16 protein-coding genes are annotated in these 19,944 nt (G+C 50.0%); 12 read left to right on the top strand and 4 right to left on the bottom strand.

All coding sequences use genetic code 11. From position 1 onward, the window contains the following. The first annotated feature begins 91 nt into the window (after nt 1-91). The 3 genes from MHB43_RS29795 (at nt 92) to MHB43_RS29785 (ending at nt 3,260) form a co-directional block, all read left to right on the top strand. Nucleotides 92-1,372, top strand: a complete 1,281-nt coding sequence (locus tag MHB43_RS29795; protein WP_405130940.1) for an ABC transporter substrate-binding protein — start codon at nt 92-94, stop codon at nt 1,370-1,372. Between the two features lie 179 nt (nt 1,373-1,551). Further along, complete coding sequence (locus tag MHB43_RS29790) at nt 1,552-2,436, top strand: carbohydrate ABC transporter permease (protein WP_145324507.1); 885 nt, start codon at nt 1,552-1,554, stop codon at nt 2,434-2,436. Further along, nucleotides 2,433-3,260, top strand: coding sequence for a carbohydrate ABC transporter permease (locus tag MHB43_RS29785; RefSeq protein ID WP_047840740.1), 828 nt, complete (start codon nt 2,433-2,435; stop codon nt 3,258-3,260). Before MHB43_RS29790 ends, MHB43_RS29785 begins: the two co-directional genes overlap by 4 nt. Before the next feature lie 159 nt (nt 3,261-3,419). Here MHB43_RS29785 and MHB43_RS29780 read toward each other — a convergent pair whose 3' ends face one another. Further along, the gene (locus MHB43_RS29780; protein WP_405130939.1) at nt 3,420-4,913 is read right to left on the bottom strand and encodes a PLP-dependent aminotransferase family protein; all 1,494 of its coding nucleotides are present in this window, start codon (nt 4,911-4,913) and stop codon (nt 3,420-3,422) included. Between the two features lie 319 nt (nt 4,914-5,232). Here MHB43_RS29780 and MHB43_RS29775 point away from each other — a divergent pair, with 319 nt between their 5' ends. Continuing rightward, entirely contained in the window at nt 5,233-5,844 is a 612-nt protein-coding gene (locus MHB43_RS29775; protein ID WP_405130938.1) for a LysE/ArgO family amino acid transporter, read from the top strand. Between the two features lie 212 nt (nt 5,845-6,056). On the opposite strand, the gene MHB43_RS29770 is transcribed toward MHB43_RS29775, so the two are convergent. The 3 genes from MHB43_RS29770 to MHB43_RS29760 form a co-directional block, all read right to left on the bottom strand. Continuing rightward, nucleotides 6,057-6,893 (bottom strand): methyl-accepting chemotaxis protein, encoded by an 837-nt coding sequence (locus MHB43_RS29770; protein ID WP_405130937.1) that lies wholly within the window; start codon nt 6,891-6,893, stop codon nt 6,057-6,059. Between the two features lie 376 nt (nt 6,894-7,269). Next, on the bottom strand, nt 7,270-8,271 hold the full coding sequence (gene moaA / locus MHB43_RS29765; protein ID WP_076253648.1) for a GTP 3',8-cyclase MoaA: 1,002 nt from the start codon (nt 8,269-8,271) through the stop codon (nt 7,270-7,272). Between the two features lie 119 nt (nt 8,272-8,390). After that, nucleotides 8,391-10,616, bottom strand: a complete 2,226-nt coding sequence (locus MHB43_RS29760; protein WP_405130936.1) for a methyl-accepting chemotaxis protein — start codon at nt 10,614-10,616, stop codon at nt 8,391-8,393. 364 nt (nt 10,617-10,980) lie between these two features. Here MHB43_RS29760 and MHB43_RS29755 point away from each other — a divergent pair, with 364 nt between their 5' ends. The 8 genes from MHB43_RS29755 to MHB43_RS29720 all read left to right on the top strand — a co-directional run bounded on the left by MHB43_RS29755 (nt 10,981) and on the right by MHB43_RS29720 (nt 19,887). After that, the gene (locus MHB43_RS29755) at nt 10,981-11,805 is read left to right on the top strand and encodes an ABC transporter ATP-binding protein (RefSeq protein WP_405130935.1); all 825 of its coding nucleotides are present in this window, start codon (nt 10,981-10,983) and stop codon (nt 11,803-11,805) included. Further along, nucleotides 11,786-12,598: an ABC transporter permease gene (locus MHB43_RS29750; protein WP_405130934.1), complete on the top strand. Its 813-nt coding sequence runs from the start codon at nt 11,786-11,788 to the stop codon at nt 12,596-12,598. Before MHB43_RS29755 ends, MHB43_RS29750 begins: the two co-directional genes overlap by 20 nt. Then, nucleotides 12,595-13,533: an ABC transporter permease gene (locus MHB43_RS29745; protein ID WP_405130933.1), complete on the top strand. Its 939-nt coding sequence runs from the start codon at nt 12,595-12,597 to the stop codon at nt 13,531-13,533. The genes MHB43_RS29750 and MHB43_RS29745 overlap by 4 nt, the downstream gene beginning before the upstream one ends. 141 nt (nt 13,534-13,674) lie before the next feature. Then, nucleotides 13,675-14,739 (top strand): ABC transporter substrate-binding protein, encoded by a 1,065-nt coding sequence (locus tag MHB43_RS29740; protein WP_405130932.1) that lies wholly within the window; start codon nt 13,675-13,677, stop codon nt 14,737-14,739. Nucleotides 14,740-14,760: 21 nt separating this feature from the next. Further along, nucleotides 14,761-16,134 (top strand): aspartate aminotransferase family protein, encoded by a 1,374-nt coding sequence (locus tag MHB43_RS29735; protein WP_405130931.1) that lies wholly within the window; start codon nt 14,761-14,763, stop codon nt 16,132-16,134. A gap of 98 nt (nt 16,135-16,232) precedes the next feature. Then, on the top strand, nt 16,233-17,522 hold the full coding sequence (locus MHB43_RS29730) for a M20 family metallo-hydrolase (RefSeq protein ID WP_405130930.1): 1,290 nt from the start codon (nt 16,233-16,235) through the stop codon (nt 17,520-17,522). Between the two features lie 4 nt (nt 17,523-17,526). Further along, nucleotides 17,527-18,408: a nitrilase-related carbon-nitrogen hydrolase gene (locus tag MHB43_RS29725; RefSeq protein WP_405130929.1), complete on the top strand. Its 882-nt coding sequence runs from the start codon at nt 17,527-17,529 to the stop codon at nt 18,406-18,408. Nucleotides 18,409-18,519: 111 nt separating this feature from the next. Next, entirely contained in the window at nt 18,520-19,887 is a 1,368-nt protein-coding gene (locus MHB43_RS29720) for an NAD(P)-dependent oxidoreductase (protein ID WP_405132484.1), read from the top strand. Nucleotides 19,888-19,944 lie beyond the last annotated feature (57 nt).

Below are 19,944 nucleotides of genomic sequence, written 5' to 3'. Positions count from 1 at the left end.
GTCTAATTTTGTCCAATGAAGCGCTTTCATTTTCTGATATATAATGAGCCTATGAAAGACAAACCAGTTACACACCGGGAGGTCATAAGAGATGAAAGTATGGAAAAGCGTAGCAAGTGCGGTACTGGTCAGTGTTCTACTCGCAGGTTGCGGTTCCAATGCAGGAACGGACAATGGGCAGGAGGAATCGGCGTCCGGCAGCACGGTATCACTCAAAGTATTCGTTGCACAACCTCGGCTGAAAGAACACTACGATAAATATATAGAACAGTTCAAAGCCAAGGAGAAAGCAGAGAAAAACATTGAGGTGAACGTGCAACTGGAGATGCCGCCAGCGGACAATGCCCCTCAGATTCTGAAGACTCGTCTCGCCTCCAATGATGCACCGGATGTGTTCGCCTTGCATGCAGTCAATGAGATTCCACCATTCAGCAAAGCGGGTTATCTGGAAGACCTGTCGGGCCAACCTTTTGTCGATAAGCTGCTGGATTCGGTTAAACCTTCCGTAACGGATGCGGAGGGCAAAATCGTAGCTGTTCCATTGGAAACAGTATCATGGGGCTATCTGTACAATAAAGATATTTTCAAAGAGCAAGGGCTGGAAGTGCCAACGACGTTAACGGAAATGAAAGCGGTCGTGGAGAAACTCAAAGCAGCCAACATTACACCGTTTGAACTGTCCTACAAAGAAGCCTGGATTCCGCAATTATTCCTGCCACTTACCGTGGGTGCATTAACTCAGTCTGAGCACAAAGACTTCGTGGAGAAGATGAATCAGGATCAGGGCTCCTTCTCCGATATGAAAGCATTGTTCGATATCTTCGATCTGGTTAATGCCAATGGAACGGACAAAGCGCTGGAAGTGGGCGGAGATGATGGTTCAGCAGCCTTCGCATCAGGAAGCGCCGCGATGTGGATTCAGGGACCATGGTTTGCCGAAACCATTCTGAAGTCCAACCCGGACTTGAACTTTGGTGTAGCACCAATGCCGATCAATGACAATCCGGATGATACCAAAATCAATCTGAGCACCTCCACTTCACTGGCAGTATCGTCATCTAGCAAAAACAAAGAAGTGGCACTCGATTTCGTGAACTATATTCTCGATGACAAGGATTCAAGTGCATTCTTCGAAGCACTCAAGTTCAATCCGATTGCCAAGATCCATGACTTCAAGAGCTTCCCATGGGTAGACGATGCCCAGAAATATGTGAGTGAAGGTAAAGCTTATGAGGACCCATCCCTCCCTCAAGCGGTGAAAGACGAGTCAGGCAAAGCGTTGCAAGGCTACTACTCTGGGCAATTAAATCAACAGCAGGTTATCGATGCGCTCGACAAGGCGTGGAAATCCTACAACAAAGTCAACAAGTAAGGAGCTGTGAGGAATGGAGTATCCGCTTTTGTTGGCAAATCTCAACGGTCTGAGAGTTTTGTCAACAAATTAGCGGTACTTTGTTTCGTCACAGTCTCCAAGCAGATGATACGGCAGGCAGAACGTTCTTCGTTCCCTCGTTTACAATCATCCGCTTCGAGTGAAAAGGGGGAGAACCTATGGCTACGAATGTGTTCAAGAAGTATCTGTCACTGCTCGCGTTCACTGCGCCTGCCTTTGTCATCTATGCAATTTTCCTGCTGTACCCTACGTTTAGCGGCATGTTCTATAGCCTGACGGATTGGAACGGACTTAATCGGGATTACAGCTTTATCGGTCTGGGCAACTTTGTGGAATTGTTCAAAGAAGATCCTGACTTTCTGAACTCCCTGTGGTTCACGATGAAATATGTAATATTTATGCTGATTCTGCAAAATGGAATTGCCTTGCTGCTCGCTGTGTTGATTGAGTCACGAACGCGCAGCAAAGGGCTATTTCGGACGCTGTTCTTCATGCCTAACATGATCAGTACAATCATCAGTGCTTTCATGTGGACATTTATCTTCTCTCAGGTGCTGCCACAGCTCGCACAGAAACTGGCCTTTTCGTTCCTCGACCAGCAATGGCTGGGTGATCCGAAGTTTTCATTTTACTCCATTCTGATCGTATCGCTCTGGAACGGTGTAGGGTATATGATGATCATCTATCTGGCTGCTCTTCAGGGTGTGCCAAAAAGCCTCAAGGAAGCGGCTGTTATTGATGGGGCCAACGCATTCCAGGTGCTGCGCAATGTGGTGTTGCCAATGATTACTCATGCCGTGACCATCTGTTTCTTCCTTACGCTGAACGGAGCATTCAAAGTGTTTGAAGTGGTGTATGGACTGACGGGTGGTGGACCGGGCAGAGCCACGCAGGTGATCACGATGAACATCTATGAAGAAGCGTTCTCCAACAACTTCAGATACGGCTATGCGAGTGCCAAATCGGTTGTGCTGTTCATCATCGTACTCATCTTTACCCTCATCCAGATCACCGTCATGAAGAAGAAAGAGGTGGAAGCATGAGGATGCAACGACTGAACAGTTATCTGATTCGACTGCTGCTGATTCTGGGCTCTCTCGTTGCCATGCTGCCGATCTACATGGCGGTGGTGAACTCTTTCAAAACACAGGGTGAGATGTTCCAATCCTTTCTCGCGCTGCCAACAACGCTTCACTGGGAGAATTATTCGGACGCGTTTAACAAAATCAATCTGCTGGGCAGTTCGATGAACTCGGCGATTGTATCCTTTCTGGGGATCGGGGGAATTGTCTTCTGTGCCTCACTTGCGGGATACAAGCTGTCACGTACCTCCGGACGTTTGAGCAACCTGATCTTCTTCCTGTTTGTTGCGTCCATGTTAGTACCGTTCCACTCAATCATGATTCCGCTGACACGGGTAGCCAAAGGCATGGGGGTACAGGGAAGCACGTACGGATTGGCCCTGATCTATATCGGACTTGGTGTGAATATGGCAATCTTCCTCTATCACGGGTTTGTGAAGTCTATTCCGCGTGAATTGGAGGAGTCGGCTCAGATGGATGGATGTAATGAGTTCCAGACGTTCTTCCAGATTATCTTCCCGCTCTTGCTTCCGATCACAGTCACCATCGCGATTCTGGACTTCCTGTGGATCTGGAATGACTTTTTGTTGCCACTGCTCATGCTAACCGATGTGAATCGTTATACGCTGATTCTGTCCACGAACATGCTGTTTGGTGAATATAACAAGGAATGGCCGTTGATTCTGTCCTCCCTGGTACTGACTGCAATTCCGGTTATTCTAATCTATGCGTTTTTCCAGAAGTTCATTATGGAGGGTATTGCGGAGGGTGCGGTCAAAGGGTAGAACATTCAAAGGAATCCCGGAGCGCAGCTGGTATTTGCCCGTACTGGTATTCGGCTAAACTTACAAAATTTACGCGAATAGCCTTGATCTGAAGGACATGGTCCTTCCAGGTCAAGGCTGTTTTTTGATTGCGAAGTCAGGAAACAGTATTCGTCGAAGTCAGGATTCAGAATCCATGAGCCTCTGGACAGCCTCTGCGAGGCATTGTAGTCCACGCTCCATCTCATCAGGTGAGGCATAAGCGTAAGACAGCCGAATGTGACTCGCATCCAGCCGGTCGTACAGATAACCCGGGTGGATAAGTACATTTTGCTCCAGACAGGTATGGAACAATTGGCGGATGGAGAGAGGGGAGACCGTGAATTGCAGCCAGATATAGAATCCACCAGCGGGTATTTCCCACTCCGCAATACCATGAAAGTGACTTTGAAGCAGCTCCAGCATGGTATCTCTGCGTCTGCGTAGTTCAGGGCGAAGGCGTTCCATATGTCCAGCGTGATGTCCTTCTGCGAACCACAGGGCAGCAGCTTCTTGGGCGAGTGAACTGGTACCATAATCGGTCTGCATCTTGATATCGGCGAGACGGCGAATGACCGGCTCTGGCCCAACTAGCCATCCGAGACGTAGTCCGGGGCTGACTGCTTTTGACAGGGTACCCATATGCAGCACCCGTCCTTCCTGGTCACGCGCCTTCAGCGATGAGGGAGGAGGAGTATCCAGCCACAGATCACTGTAGGCGGCATCCTCCAGTATGGAGATGCCTAGTGTTCGAGCCGTGGTCATCAGTTCTTCCCGGCGGTGATCACTCATGACAGAGCCGGTGGGATTGTGAAAGCTCGGGATCGTGTAGAGAAGCGAGATGTGGTCTTGATCTTTTACATGCTGCGCAGCTTCCTCCAGACGTGCAATGTGTAGGCCTTCGTCATCCATCGGGATACCACTCATTTTCAACCCTGCCGACTGAAAGGCGTGAATGGAATAGAGATACGACGGTTTTTCCAGCAGAACTGCTGATCCGCGAGGGAGAAGTCCGACCGAAATCAAGTGTAGCGCCTGAAGAGAGCCCGATACAATCAGTATGGAATCTGGAGAGGCTGGAATGCCAGTAGCCTGCAAATGGACTGACAAAGCCTCACGAAGCTCCAGGCTTCCTTGAGGTTCCAGGTAGTTGAGTATACGCGAACGATGGGATAGGGAATACAGAATGTCGTTAAAAGCATCCTGAGGCATCAGCTCCGGGGCAAGCTCCCCTGTACCTAGGCGTATGATGCCAGGCCGGAATTCAGCCTGATTAATCTGCTGGATCTCGGGCAGGTTGGGATAATACCAGCCCTCCTCGATGGCTTCGTTCCAGTTAGGCATGGCTCCGTGAGCCATACCATGCCAACCGGAGCCTGAAATATAAGTTCCCCCGCCATGTCTGCCCTTAATCAGACCAGCGGCGGCCAGATTATCAAGGGCAGTGACCAATGTACTGCGGTTTACCCCCATGGACTCAGCCCATATTCGCTGTGAGGGGAGACGGTATCCTGCTGACCATTCGCCCGTTGTGATTTTCTGCCGGATATAGGCTTCAATCTGGCGATATAAGGGCAAGTCGAGAGAAGGGTTCGGCTTCCACCCCATGTTTAGCCGAGAATCAGAACGTTCCATTACAGGCAGAATCACCTCCGTTTGAATTTACACTTGGTACTTCGATGGCAGAACAACCTTCCGATCGCTGTTATCCCCAGATTTTTAAATTTAATTTTATAAAGGTGAAAATCTGGGGATAAAGGCGAACGCTTCGCTTCTTCAGGTTATTTCTGCCCTCTCCGTTTACGTGTAAATTTTTATTTTTTATATAGTTAGCTTCTGAAATGACACTTTGTAACAAACACTATATCATTTGGTTGGGTCTGATGCCATCCAAGTGGTTGGTTACGTCAGTTATCATCTGCCCTAATATGGAGGACAGAGATAAGGGGGAAGAATGATGGAGGTTGTTATTCATGCAGTGATTCTGGCGTTTGGCCTGATCTTGCCACTGGGTGTGCAGAATGTATTTATTTTTAACCAAGGCATGAGCCAGAGGCGTTATATACATGCACTGCCTGCTGTAATAACGGCAGGGGTCAGTGATACGTTGTTGATCGGAGCAGCCGTTGGAGGGGTATCGCTCATTTTGCTGCAATGGCCATTGCTGGCGAATGTGTTGTATGGAGCAGGAAGTTTGTTTTTGCTGTATATGGCTTGGAGTATCTGGAGGTCGTCCGAATCTGTGGAAGGTTCGCAAACGGTCATGTCAGCAGGGCGACAGATTGCGTTTGCCGCATCGGTATCTTTACTCAATCCTCATGCTCTGCTGGATACGATTGCCGTGATTGGCACCAGTTCACTTCAGTATGAAGGGGTGGAGCGCATTTATTTTGCCCTAACAGCCGCGGCTGTATCGTGGATATGGTTCTTGGGACTTGCAGGCGCAGGCAGGGTGATTGGCAGAACGGATCGAACTGGACGCATCAGTCTGGTGTTTAATCGGTTGTCCGCTGTGGTCATGGTTGGTTTGGCGGTTATGATGCTGTGGAAGCTCATCTATGCATAGAAGGACCGTGATGTAGCGGGCTCATTTTATTTAAAATAAAAAAACTCCCCGTGACGTCTATCTCGCAGGGAGTTCAATGTGGATGCTGAATGTGATTATCAGCATGCCTGGTGATCAAGTTATTGAGTTGGAACTGTAGTGCTCGATAACGCTTTGGTGTTGTGTCTCTTATATATGGTTGGTCATTTGAATTAGGGTCATCGTAATCGGATCTATTCTGCCTTAAGTAGCATGGATTCAATAAACACTTTCAGATCACGGCTTACACTGTTCAACTGATCAATGACCTCGCTGAACTCGGTTACCAGCACCGCTTGTTGATTGCTAGACTGTGAGATGGATGTGATCTCCTGCTCCATCTGCTGAATGGAATGCTGAACATCCTTCAAGGAGCGTTCGATATTCACCGTAGCTTCTTTGGTACCTGTAGAAAGTTTACGCACTTCAGATGCAACGACGCTAAATCCGGCGCCTGCTTCACCTGCTCGGGCCGCTTCGATGGCTGCATTCAGGCCGAGCAGATTGGTCTGTTCTGAGATTTCACGGATGAATGCGGCGACCTTGTTCACTTCACCTGAGTTCTGCACAGCCATGCGGGTATTATCCAAAATCTGCGTGGAAGATGCCGTCAATTGCTCGGATTGGGCGGCTACCGTCTGCACCATATCTGTTAATTTTCCGCTGATACCGCCGATCAATTCAGTGAAGTACTCCAGTTTTTCCTCGTTCTGAAGAGAGAAACCAATGGCAAGTGTGCCCACGATATTTCTTTGTTCATCCCGAAGTGGGGTGGCCGCCGAGTTGATTGATGTGCCATAGAATTTCGCATCAATACGGTTCGCTGAAGTTTCCCCATGTATAAGTGCCCGGCGGAGTGTAGGGTCATCGAGGGAAACAGGGTCTCCTGCCTTGATGCCCAGATCAAGTTCGTTGCTGGGAACATAATACCAGAACTTCTCCGTGTCGGTTACTGCAATCATGATATCGTGTTCTTTCAGCATAATTTTAAAATATGGACTTGCTGCAACGAGTGCTTCAACGATGTTCAATAAGGTTCAGCTCCTATAATGTATGTGTATCATCTAGATGTATTGTATACATCGTCAGAATGAGGTTGATCTTGAAGGCCTGATAAGGACATAACGTATATTAATTAAATTTTCAACAAATGAAACAGGAGAATTGATGATTTTCAGAAATTTATGAAAATATAACGAAAAAGCAGACAAGAACATCATGTTCTTGTCTGCTTTGGGTATTCGCCTATTCCTTGTGACACGCTCCACTTCACGTTATGAATGCTGATTCACGTATGGGGTCACCGCGCCAGCGTTACCTCATCCGTTGTGTGAAGAGGTCATCCTGACGGTAAAGATATATATCGATATGCAGGAATACGCGGTTGAGTTATATTGCGTACTGTTGCTATCCGCCAATCTGGGACATGCGCCGTACCGTCGGCGTGTGAGATTGCATTTTTTGTTCCAAAGCCAGAGCCATCTCATGATTCTTCGGTTTCGTACCCAGCGCTTTGAGGAAAAGTGCCGCCATGGCATTCGGATCATCGACGAAGCGGCGAACATTATACTCATCCGACCAGTAGAGGCAGGCTTTGATATGTCCGTCAGCGGTCAGCCGAAGTCGGTTGCAATTGTCACAGAAGTGATCGCTCACGGGATGAATCAATCCAAATGTGCCTTCGGAGCCCGCGATTTTCATATTGCGTGATGGGCCATTGCCCGCAGGGCCTTTTGTATTTTCTACCGTCCAGCCTGCTTCAGCACATACATCTGTCACGGCTTCCAGCGGCAAATAGGATTTGCGCCATGAATCCGAAGCCTGTCCAATCGGCATATATTCAATAAAACGCACATGAAGAGGTTGATCAATCGTCATTGCAATAAAATCCTTGATTTCATCATCATTGATACCCTTCATCAGCACAACATTCAGCTTGATCGGAGCAAGGCCAGCGGCAGTTGCAGCTTCAATGCCTTTCAGCACCTTGTTCACATCTCCGCCGCGGGTAATCATGGAGAAGCGATCAGCGCGTAGGGAATCCAGACTGATGTTAATCCGGTTCAACCCAGCATCTTTCAACGCCTGAGCTTGTTTGTCCAGCAGAAGAGCGTTGGTAGTCAGAGCAATATCGTCAATCCCGTCAATTGCCGAGATCATGCTGACGAGCTTGTGCAGATCCTTCCGTACCAGCGGTTCGCCCCCCGTGAGCCGAACTTTACGCATGCCCATGGGAGCAAGCACTTTCAGCACCTGTGCAATCTCTTCGTAGCTCATAATCTCATCATGTGGAGCAAACTCCATACCCTCTGCGGGCATGCAATACACACAGCGTAAATTACAGCGGTCCGTAACAGAAATACGGATGTAGTCATGTATCCGGCCAAATGAATCCTGAAGCAGTTCCATGCAGACCACCCTTTCATCGGTTCAGATTGGAAATCTTCTATTAAAAATGATACGACAATTTCAAAAGGAACAGTTGCATCAAATTTTAGCTATTTCTCCAATCCGCGTCAACGATGACGTCAGATGACAGCATTTTTGGCGGGGTGATTCAGATGGAATTGTCCCACGAGTTGTTGCAGAAAAACCGTAATGGCTTCCACGTTATGCGAAGAATGCTGAACCTGCAACATATCCCGGATCAGCTCCATCATCTCTGCTTCTACCTCGGCGGAAGTCGCCCGATTCTGATGGCTGATTGCAGCAATATTCTCCATCAACATGACCACTTGATCCACGACTTGAGTGCGTTCAGGTTCTTCGGCGGTAGCATTTTGCAGAAGTTGCGAAGCGGCCTGAACCAGTGTTGTTCCTTCAGCCAGTACCTGATCACCCTCTGTGATCAATTGAGATGCAGCTCCTGCTGCCGTTGAGATTCGGTCCAGAATCTGATGAATATTTTCAGTTGAAGAGCGGGATAACTCGGCTAGCTTGCGGATTTCCCCTGCCACGACCGAGAACCCTTGGCCATGTTCGCCCACGCGTGCGGCTTCAATTGTAGCATTCAGAGCTAGCAGGTTCGTCTGAGCTGAAATTTCATCAATGACAGCCAGTGCACGGTAAATCTCTTTCATGGTATCTATGAAGGACAGGATGGTACGGTTAGTATCGGATACCGCTCCTGAGATTTGGGTCATTTTATCGCCGATTCGTTCCACTTCCTGCTGGGCCACGCTGATCTGTTCGGTAGCAGAGGTCTCCAGTTGTTGCAGCGTTATGCGCATGTGATCAGCAGCGATCTTGGCCTGGTCGAGATCTTCCAGTTGGGTGCGAATGGCCTGAATCATCGAACCAAGCTTGTAGTTCACACGTTCAGTCGTGCCTTGGGTTGTCTCTGTTGAGGTTCGCATCTGATACTGGTTGTCCATAACGTCTACCGTGGCAAGTTGTACCTTCAGCATAATGCCTTCGAGAGAATCAATCATGTTGTTGATCCACTTCGCCAGTTCACCTGATTCATCTTGGGCAAAAGCAGACGTGTTCAGGCGCTGGGTCAGATCACCCCTGCCTTCGGCGTTAATTCGAATAAATCGGCTGATGCGACGCAAGTCTTCATGAACTCGTTGATATTGGCTACGATGCAGCTGTAGTGCAGTGAAGAATCCAAATAACACGTTAAAAGCGGCCATTGCTACCGCGCTCCAACCACTACCAGTGAAGGCATAGACAAGAGCTGCTCCTGCAACGCCTGACAAAAGCGTGAAGAGACTGTGTTGCTTGAACTGGCGCCAGCCGATGCTTCGTATCCGATACACTTCCTCCAGATCCCCTTCACACATCATGCCCCAGCGATCAGGACAGTGTGGTAGCTGGAAGGTGATGCCTTTGCCGATCACAGAAATATGGCGGTAATCCGAGTAGCCGGGAAAGGCTACGAACAGATTGGAACCATTCTGAATGGTGTTTGCTACTCCGGGGTGTAGTTCTCCGGTCGATGGATCAGTGAACATGAGTTCCAGCTCGGTATGCTCCTTAACGGAAACGATACCCCATTCGGTGGTGACACCATCTTTGAGATTTTCCCCATGTGTAAAGGTACGGTCTTCGAATCGACTTCGGGATAAGGCGGTGCCGGGTTGCAGATGGGGCCGTAATATCGACTCAGCCATAAAGAGGTAATTGTCACCGGAATCGGGATAGATATGACCTGATTCTCGTTGGATCAGGTCACCGAGTACATCCCCGGGAACACGGCTGCATAATGAACCGACATATCGACCTTCCTGCAGGATTGGGGAGATAAACAGCAAGGTGACATCATCGTGAAAAGCGGACGAGCGGGGACCAATATCCAATGTCAGTGGATCAGAATATGGACCATACAAGCATTTTTTGCCATGACGATCTGCTCTGGAGTATTTCAATCCTGGTCCAATTAAAGCTTCGTAATCTTCATAGATCTGTCCAATATGTTTCTTATATGTAGAGAATACCACCTGATTCTGTTCGTTCAGCATGAATAGCTCCGTACTGTCTACGGCTCGAATATAACTGGATTGAAACCATGTATCTAGTTTACTTCGTTGCTGTGAACCTTGTAATACATCTTGTAATCGGACCGACTGTATCTGTTGAAGCAAACGATCCAGGTGATTCCATTGTTCATCTGCCCAGTCCATCATAAGCTGCCGTCTCGTTTCGGCAATTCCCTCAAAAATCTGTTCCACATCTTCCTTCATATGTGCGTTCAACCGATATGATCGCCACAGCGGCAATCCTTTTCTCCATCCCAGCCAATCAAACATCATGACCACCCCGATTTCTGGATTCTCTATTCAATCTTTATACAAGAAAATGAGCAAGAATACGAGGGCATATGTCATATTTTCCGAATATTTAATCAATAAATACAAATGATTGTGCGCTTGTTGTTAGGTGAAATGAATGTTAGCTATCTACGAAGAAAACTCACATGTATGTATCTGAGAATCCGTCTCATTTTACATTGTGTAACATGAACAGGTCCATACTCAAAACACACTGTATAATGTAATCCCCGCCCAAAGCGATATAGTATTATCTAACAAGCAAAACCTGTTACGTTTGTGTATATAAACCTCCCATTCAGCCTTGGTGTGCAATGAAAACAACTTCCCACAAAGGAGAATGCCCATGTCCTCCATATCCTCAGCCATAGTCCCCGAAGCCTGCCATATTGATCTAGATCATGTGTCCGTTGTTTTTGGTACAGGTACACAACAAGTGACTGCCTTGTCGGATGTTACATTCCAGATCCAGTCTAATGAGTTTGTCTCTCTGCTGGGCCCTTCCGGCTGTGGCAAGTCGACTTTGCTCCGGCTGGTGGGTGATCTACTTCAACCTACCTCAGGCACCGTACGCATTGCAGGTCAGGAGCCTGAGCGGGCTCGACTACAGCGACAGTTCGGCATTGTCTTTCAGACACCCGCCTTGTTCGATTGGCGCACCGTTCGTCACAATGTGGAATTGCCCTTGGAACTGCTGGGTACCCGCCGGAAGGAGTGCCGCCGCATTAGCGGTGAACTACTTGAAATGGTGGGGTTGACCCGCTTCGCAGACCATTATCCATGGCAGCTCAGTGGCGGGATGCAGCAACGTGTATCCATTGCACGTGCACTTGCACTTGATCCGCCATTGCTGCTCATGGATGAACCCTTTTCCGCCTTGGACGAATTCACGAAAGAAAAGCTTCAATTGGAGCTGCTTGAGATCAAGCGCTCAACAGGCAAGACCTTCCTCTTTGTCACACACAGCATCCCCGAAGCCGTATTTCTGTCCGACCGGATCATCGTGCTCTCGGCACATCCGGGGCAAGTACATTCCATTCATTCCGTCAATCTGCCTTCCGAACGTCATAGTGAACTGAGAGAAACGGAAGCCTTCTACCACATGATTACAACCATTCGCAACTGCTTCTACGAGGAGCGTGATGAATCTCATGTCCCTGCGGTTCTTTAAACCGGGATATCGATCCTGGGTTGTTATCTGGATTACAGCGGTATTGATACTGTGGGAAGCAACCGCCTGGATGCTCCAACTGTTCCTGTCACCTCAGCAGGCGGCGTCTCACCTTCCTTATCTGCACGAAGTCCTTGCAGCATTGTTTCGTTACTCGAGTACGCTCGCAGAGCAGGGGGCTGTCACGTTTGGCAATGCAGCCATTGGTTTTGGAGGGGGAACGTTGCTTGGTCTGGGTCTGGCTCTACTCATGAGCGGGGCTGTCTGGCTAGAGCGCACGTTATCTCCATATGTTGTCTCCTCACAGATGGTTCCGGTTATTGGTCTCGCACCAATTGTGTACGGGATCATCCACAATGCGGAGTGGGCCCGAATTGTTATGGCCGCGTATGTCACTTTCTTCCCGATCATCATCCATACGTTGAAAGGATTGAAAAGTGCAGCACCAGAGCATTTGGAGCTTATGCGTTCCTGTGGAGCTTCATTGACTGCACGATATATCAAATGTCTGCTGCCCTCTGCACTGCCGGGACTATTTTCTGGTATGAAAATAGCCGCTCCGCTGGCGGTGACCTCCTCCATCGTTGTGGAATTGATGGGGGCCCCCGATGGGCTCGGCGTCCTGATGGTCAGTTCGTTATATTACGGCCATGCCCAAGTTGGCATGTTCTGGGCCACCATCATGCTTAGCATTGGCATTGGCCTGATCTCGTATCTGGCCATCAGTCTGGCTGAACGTTGGCTAACCCCCTGGCAGCCTGAATTCAGGGCCAAAGGAGGCGATGCCACATGAGTGAAGGTAGAGTTTTGCAACGGAAGCGTGATGAAGGTGTGGCTATTGCTGCTGTAACTGGCGCGGCTACGCCCCTCACGGGTTCACAGATAACATCTGCTCCAGGATCAGAAATTCACGGACAACAGGGACAAGCCGAAAAGGCCAGATTGGGTACCAGCGTTCGCAGGCGCTCAATTGTACTGAGCATGCTTCCTTGGGGTGCGGGTGTGTTATTTCTCGCCCTCTGGCAGCTCAGGTTGTTTCATTGGATATTCTCGCTGGAAAGCTACCAACTGCCTGTGCCTTCCGCGATTGCGGCATCCATTCAGGAAAATGCCAATATGCTCTTTCGATACGCGATGTATAGCGGAACCGAAATGCTGGGAGGTTTTTTGTTCGGTTCATTGTTGGGTGCTCTGGCAGCGGCAGGTGCATCGTTCTTTCCAACAAGCGGCAGGGCCGCGGTTACGGTTCTGTCTGCACTTAATGCTGTTCCGATCGTGGCCCTTGCCCCGATTATGAATAATTGGTTCGGTGATGGGATCTGGTCCCGTATTGCTGTTGTCACGGTGATTACAATGGCCGCCATGGCCGTCAGCCTGTTCAAAGGACTGACTTCCATTCAGCCGCAGTACAGTGATTTGCTGAGTGGCCTTGCCGCGAGCAGGATGCAGTTTTTTTGGAAACTGAGACTGCCTCACGCGTTGCCCTCCCTCTTTGCAGGACTGAAGATCAATATGTCGACCAGTATTATCGGGGCCATTGTGGGTGAATTTTTCATCGCGTCCCAGGGGCTCGGATACTTGCTCTCGGATCAGATTCGCCTGGCGAACATGCCTTTGGCTTGGTCCTGCATTGTCATCGCAGCCGCGCTCGGCATTGTGTTGTATGAAGCGGTTGTCTTGGCAGAAAAACGACTCATTCCGTGGAATCGTGCACGCACAGATCACTAACATACATCAGGGTATCAACCATCCATAGATCGTAATACCCTGATAGAGGTTGTTCAAAAAGTCCACGGTACTGAAAAGTAGACTTTTTGAACACGGACTGATGCTTGATAAATCGTATATAAACAGGGGGTTGTTCTGTACATGTACAAAACGTTGAAGCCGGGTTTGCTGGTATTGGTCCTGTTGGTTGTTACGATGCTGGGTGCATGTTCTACGAAGTCCGAGCCGGCTATTGAGCCTGTCGTTGCAAGTTCAGGAGGGTCAGGAGAGGCGGATCAACCGTTAACCAAAGTGAAAATTCAGCTGAAATGGGTGCCGCAGGCACAATTTGCCGGGATCTATGCAGCGAAGGAAAAAGGTTTTTTTGCAGATGAAGGCATTGATGCCGAGATTATTCCAGGTGGTCCGGATATCGTGATAGAGCAGCAGGTGGTCAATGGTGCGGCCGATGTGGGCATTACGGGTGTAGACAGTTTGCTGGTCAGCCGGGATAACGGTCTGCCACTCGTCTCACTCGCCCAGATCTCACAGAAGAGTAGCTATCGCTTGATTTCCAAGAAGTCCCTAGGTATTACTGATCCGGCTCAGATGAAAGGCAAGAAGGTCAGTACCTGGTTTGGCAGTCAGCAGTTTCAGGTGCTCGCGTTCATGGAGAAGAATGGCCTGGATCCGAAGAAGGATATTGAACTGGTGAAGCAGGGGTTCACGATGGATCAGTTTTTCAACGATCAGGTAGATGTGGCGACGGCAACGATCTATAACGAATTTCACGTGGTGCTGGAAAGTGGGATGAAAGAATCCGATCTGGATGTATTCAATATTGAAGATGCCGGTGTTGGGATGCTGGAGGATACGCTGATTGCCAAGAAGGATTGGGTAGACAACAATCGTGAGCTTGCGGTCAAAGTAACCCGTGCCGTTCTGAAAGGTTGGAATTACGCCATCGACAATCAGGATGAAACGGTGGATATCGTGATGAGTAATGTGACGGATGGCAGCACCACCCGTGAACATCAGGTCACGATGCTCGAAGAGATTGCAAAGCTGATCCGCCCGGAAGGATTTACGGAACAGCAAGTCGGCAGCTTTGTGGATGAGTCATTTACCCGAACTGCGGATATTGCACTGAACTATGGCTTGATCAAAAAAGCCGCCAACCTGGATGAAGCGCTGGAGAAAAGTATCTATGAAGAAGCTGTGAAATAAGCGCGTGGAGGAGGATGACGAATGAGTTCTGTGGATCAGCAGCCTCAGCCGCTTGGCAGTACGAAGGAAGAATGGCTGGAGAAGGATCGCAAATACGTATGGCATCACATCTCGCCTCATAACGATCATCCGATGATTGCAGTGAGTGGGGAGGGTAGCTGGATTACCGATCAGGATGGTACGCGTTATCTGGATGCGATGTCGGGACTGTGGTGTGTGAATGTGGGGCATGGCCGTGAGGAGATTGCGCGGAGTGCCTATGAACAGATGAAAGCACTTGCTTATGTACCGATGACACAGAGTCACGAACCAGCGATTTTGCTGGCGGAGAAGCTGAATGAATGGCTGGAGGGGGAGTATCGAATATTCTTCTCCAACTCAGGTTCAGATGCAAATGAGGTGGCTTTCAAAATAGCCCGTCAGTATCACCATCAGAATGGTGAGCCTACACGGCATAAATTCATCTCCCGTCACCGTGCGTATCACGGCAACTCCATGGGCGCACTGGGCGCCACCGGGCAAGCCGCTCGCAAGATCAAATACGAGCCACTCGGCGTAGGTTTCTCTCATGTTCCACCACCGTATTGTTACCGCTGTCCGTTTGGACGAAACAAGGATGGATGCGGACTCGAATGTGCAACCATCTATGAAGAGGTAATTCGTTGGGAAGGTCCTGAGACGGTTGCCGCAGTAATTATGGAGCCAGTGATTACAGGAGGCGGCATGATTGTGCCCCCGCCGGATTATATGCGCACCGTGCAAGAAATCTGTCAGCGCTATGGCGTGCTGCTCATTGTGGATGAGGTAATCTGCGGTTTTGGTCGCTCTGGGCAGAAGTTTGGTCATCAGAACTATGGTGTACAGCCAGATATCGTGACGATGGCAAAAGGCATGACCAGTGCCTATTCGCCGCTATCGGCAACGGCCGTGCGAGCCGATCTGTATGACACGTTCCGCGAACCCGGACCGGATGCCCATTTTCGCCATGTGAATACATTTGGCGGAAATCCGGTTTCCTGCCGAGTTGCACTGGCGAATCTGGAGATTCTGGAACGAGAGAATCTGGTCAGCCGCGCGGAAGAACTGGGACATCTGCTTCGTGAGAAGCTGGAGTCATTGCTGGAGCTGTCCATTGTGGGGGATATCCGTTCATTCGGATTCGCCTGTGGCATTGAATTGATTGAAGCTGATGGTTCTCCTGCGGAGGCGGATAAAGTAATGAAGGTACTCGCCAGTTGTAAAAGGGACGGCATTCTGATTGGCAAGAACGGCGATACCGTGCCGGGGTTCGCAAACATTTTGACGATCTCCCCACCATTTGTCACCACCGAGGATGAGTTGGATCTGATCGCTGGAAGTTTGCTCGTTGCGCTACGTAGTCTGGACGCAGGTTAGTTGCCATACACAGGTGCGACAGACGTTTACGGTTTAGCAAGCGAGATGGAGATTTTCATATCATTACGCGATAAATATGCGAAAGGAGGCGAGGGAGGATGCAGACCACAAGAGGCAAAGTCATTAATCAGCATCGGCTGAATGAGCGAATTGAGCAGTTGTCACAGATTGGCCGAATCGCGGAGACGGGTGTCTGCCGACTTGCCCTGACCCCGGAAGATATGGATGGCATCATTCAGGTTCGTCTCTGGATGGAAAAGGCCGGTCTGACGACACGACTTGATCCGTTTGGCAATCTGATTGGTCGTCTGGAAGGTGCGGATCAGTCGTTGCCGATCCTCATGATTGGTTCCCACATCGACTCTCAGCCCTACGGCGGTCGATATGATGGAGCGATCGGTGTGCTCGGCGCACTCGAAGCCGTGCAATGCCTGATCGAAAGTGGCATTCAACCCCGTATGCCGATTGAGGTGATTGCCTTTTGCGATGAAGAGGGTTCCCGTTTTAACAAAGGCCTGTTCGGCTCACGTGGCATAACGGGTCAGTTGGAAGAGGGCGAACTGGATCGGCAGGATAAAAACGGAGTGACCCGCCGGGAGGCGCTGGAAGCCTTCGGCTGTTCTCCTTCGGATTTTGAAGAAGCAATCTACCCGCCAGGTTCCATTGGCAGTTATCTGGAGCTGCACATTGAGCAGGGACCAGTGCTTGAGGCTCTGGATGCTCCAGTAGGTCTGGTGACAGGCATCTCGGGCCCACTATGGCTTACGGTGACGATGAGAGGCATGGCGGGTCATGCTGGCTCTGTTCCGATGGGGATGCGGCAAGATGCTTTGGTAGGCAGCGCAAAAGTCATTGCGGCGTTTGACGATATGGTGAGAGAAGACCCGGAAGCTCCAACTGTAGGTACGGTGGGGAGTCTGAGGGTGTTTCCAGACTCACGGAATATCATCCCGGAGGAAGTTAGCTTCACGGTGGACTTACGAGATATGGAGATGGAGCGCAGGAACCGGCTTGAAGCCCGATTGATGAACATTTTGGATGACGTGAGTTCCCGATATGGTCTGACTTACTCGCTGACAGAGGATACGAACAGTGAGCCGCGGTATTGTGCAGAGCCAATCATGTCGGTGATTCGTTCATCCGCGGAAGAGATCGGGGTTACTCTGCCAGAATTGATGAGTGGTCCGTTCCATGATGCGTTGGCCCTTTCGCTTGTGTGTGATTATGGCATGATCTTTGTCCGCAGCAAAGACGGCATCAGTCATCATCCCAGCGAATATTCCTCCCCGGAGGATATTGGACTCGGCACGGAAGTGTTGTATCGCACCATTCGGAGGATGTGCAGTGGAGTGAACCAACCAATCATTTTACCTGAGGAGGAGTTGTGACGTTATGGGCAAAATCAGCATCGGATTAATCCAGGCTTCTCATGAAATCGAAGGTTCGGCTCCCGTTGAGGTGCACAAAGAAGCTGCGGTTCAGAAACACATTGCGCTGGTCCGTGAAGCGGCTGCAAGAGGGGCCAAGATCATCGGATTGCAGGAAGTATTCTATGGACCGTACTTTTGCACAGAGCAGAATCCCAAATGGTATGCATCCGCTGAACCGGTGCCGGAAGGACCAACGACCAGACGTTTTCAGGAACTGGCGAAGGAGCTTGCGGTGGTGATTATTTTACCCGTGTATGAGGTGGAGGGCATTGCTTCGTATTACAATACGGCAGCTGTCATTGATGCAGATGGTACGTATCTGGGCAAATACCGCAAACATCATATCCCGCATGTGGAAGCAGGTGAGGGTACAAATGGGTTCTGGGAAAAGTATTATTTCAAACCAGGCAACCTCGGGTTTCCGGTATTTGATACGGCCTACGCCAGAGTCGGCGTGTACATCTGTTATGATCGTCATTTTCCGGAAGGGGCACGATTGCTTGGGTTGGCAGGGGCAGAGATTGTGTTCAATCCGTCCGCAACAGTTGCGGGTACATCGGAATATCTGTGGAAACTGGAACAGCCTGCTCACGCGGTAGCTAACGGCTATTATGTAGCGGCCATTAACCGTGTTGGCGTGGAAGCGCCGTGGAATATGGGTGAATTTTATGGACAGTCGTACCTGGTGGACCCGCGAGGCAGAATGGTAGCGATAGGTAGCCGGGATCAGGATGAGGTCGTTATTGGAGAGATGGATACGGAGATGATTCGTGAGGTACGTAATGTATGGCAGTTTTACCGTGATCGCAGACCGGAAACGTACGAACATCTCGTTAGTCTGTAGGAAGCAGCAACGAGTGATCGGTAAGTGATTCTGTCAGCGGGGTGGCATGTGTAATGCGCGAAAGATTGTTTTAGATAGCGTAGATCATTCTCCAGGAGGTGCATGACATTGATGAACAGCTCAGGAACAACGTTATCCGATTATGGGTGGGAGAGTCGTTTTGCCGAGATGAAACCCGCCATGACAGGCAAGGAAGCGATGGAGGAGTCGAACCGCTGTCTGTACTGTTACGATGCACCTTGTATCAAGGCTTGTCCAACCGACATTAATATCCCTTCTTTTATTAGCAAAATATCAACAGGGCACCTGAAAGGTTCCGCCCGCACCATCATGCATGCGAATCCGGTTGGAGCCAGCTGCGCACGTGTATGTCCCACGGAAGAGCTCTGTGAAGGCGCATGTGTGCTAAACGAATCGTCGAAGCCGATCCGGATTGGTGACTTGCAGCGATATGCCACCGACTGGGCGCGTGCGAAGAATGAGCCGTTATTCCAGGCAGCACCTGCCAATGGGAGAACCGTCGCTGTTGTGGGAGCAGGGCCAGCAGGACTGTCAGCGGCACGTGAACTGGGGCGCGCAGGATATGAGGTGACGATCTATGAAGCCAAACCCAAAGGTGGGGGGCTGAATACGTACGGCATCGTATCTTTCCGTTTGCCCGAATCGGTTGCACTGTGGGAAGTGGAGCAGGTGGAAGTGCTTGGTGTGCAGATCCGTTATGGAGTGCGAATTGGTGTAGATCTCCCTGCTACGCAGTTGCTGGAGCAACATGAAGCGGTCATTCTGGCCTGTGGCATGGGTTCAGTACCCATGCTGGGCATTGAAGGGGAGACATTGGAAGGTGTCTATGATGCGATTGAACTGGTGGAGTCTACCAAGCAGGGTGTTCCACCCGCGCTGAATGGTCTGAAGGTCGCCGTTATTGGCGCGGGTAATACGGCGGTAGATGCAGCGACCTGTTCGGTACGTCTTGGTGCCGAGCGGGTGCAGATGTTATATCGGCGCGGGGAAAGTCAGATGACGGCGTATGCGTTTGAATATACGTTTGCCAAGCAGGAGGGTGTAGAGTTCCGGTGGTTTACGATGCCGCAGCGTATTATTGGAGACGAGAACGGTCGGGTTCAAGCTGTGGAATGTGTGAAAATGGAGCTAATTACCCCGCCTGGTGGTGGGCGTGCGTTGCCTGTGCCTGTGGAGGGATCGGAGTTCATGATTGAATGTGATACGGTCATCCGGGCGATTGGACAGCATCGTTTATTACCATTAATCGAAGCGTTTGGGCTGCGTCACCACTGGGGCGTCGTCGAGATAGAGCCGCATACGTACCGTACCTCGCATCCTCAGATCTATGCGGCAGGAGATGTCATTTTTGGTCAGGGCCAGGGTGAGGCGATGGTTGTCTCGGCTGCACAGCAGGGTAAGCTGGCTGCTGCCGCAGTCATGAAGGCATTGCCTGGACAGGTGGAAGAGACGGCATGAGCAGGCGCTATACAATGTACCGATAACAAACTGCACGTGTTTTAGTAGCTTCCGTGC

Origin of the sequence: Paenibacillus sp. FSL H8-0317, assembly GCF_045040685.1 — a bacterium.
Classification (GTDB): Bacteria; Bacillota; Bacilli; order Paenibacillales; family Paenibacillaceae; genus Paenibacillus.
This window is presented reverse-complemented; position numbering and strand designations above follow the sequence as displayed.

Bases quoted from the DNA above. Each gene is read 5' to 3' on its own strand.
- MHB43_RS29720 (WP_405132484.1), top strand. From the start codon at position 18,520: ATGAACAGCTCAGGAACAACGTTATCCGATTATGGGTGGGAGAGTCGT.
- MHB43_RS29745 (WP_405130933.1), top strand. From the start codon at position 12,595: ATGAGTGAAGGTAGAGTTTTGCAACGGAAGCGTGATGAAGGTGTGGCT.
- MHB43_RS29760 (WP_405130936.1), bottom strand. From the start codon at position 10,616: ATGATGTTTGATTGGCTGGGATGGAGAAAAGGATTGCCGCTGTGGCGA.
- MHB43_RS29735 (WP_405130931.1), top strand. From the start codon at position 14,761: ATGAGTTCTGTGGATCAGCAGCCTCAGCCGCTTGGCAGTACGAAGGAA.
- MHB43_RS29795 (WP_405130940.1), top strand. From the start codon at position 92: ATGAAAGTATGGAAAAGCGTAGCAAGTGCGGTACTGGTCAGTGTTCTA.
- MHB43_RS29755 (WP_405130935.1), top strand. From the start codon at position 10,981: ATGTCCTCCATATCCTCAGCCATAGTCCCCGAAGCCTGCCATATTGAT.
- MHB43_RS29740 (WP_405130932.1), top strand. From the start codon at position 13,675: ATGTACAAAACGTTGAAGCCGGGTTTGCTGGTATTGGTCCTGTTGGTT.
- MHB43_RS29730 (WP_405130930.1), top strand. From the start codon at position 16,233: ATGCAGACCACAAGAGGCAAAGTCATTAATCAGCATCGGCTGAATGAG.
- moaA (WP_076253648.1), bottom strand. From the start codon at position 8,271: ATGGAACTGCTTCAGGATTCATTTGGCCGGATACATGACTACATCCGT.
- MHB43_RS29775 (WP_405130938.1), top strand. From the start codon at position 5,233: ATGATGGAGGTTGTTATTCATGCAGTGATTCTGGCGTTTGGCCTGATC.
- MHB43_RS29750 (WP_405130934.1), top strand. From the start codon at position 11,786: ATGTCCCTGCGGTTCTTTAAACCGGGATATCGATCCTGGGTTGTTATC.
- MHB43_RS29790 (WP_145324507.1), top strand. From the start codon at position 1,552: ATGGCTACGAATGTGTTCAAGAAGTATCTGTCACTGCTCGCGTTCACT.
- MHB43_RS29725 (WP_405130929.1), top strand. From the start codon at position 17,527: ATGGGCAAAATCAGCATCGGATTAATCCAGGCTTCTCATGAAATCGAA.
- MHB43_RS29785 (WP_047840740.1), top strand. From the start codon at position 2,433: ATGAGGATGCAACGACTGAACAGTTATCTGATTCGACTGCTGCTGATT.
- MHB43_RS29780 (WP_405130939.1), bottom strand. From the start codon at position 4,913: ATGGAACGTTCTGATTCTCGGCTAAACATGGGGTGGAAGCCGAACCCT.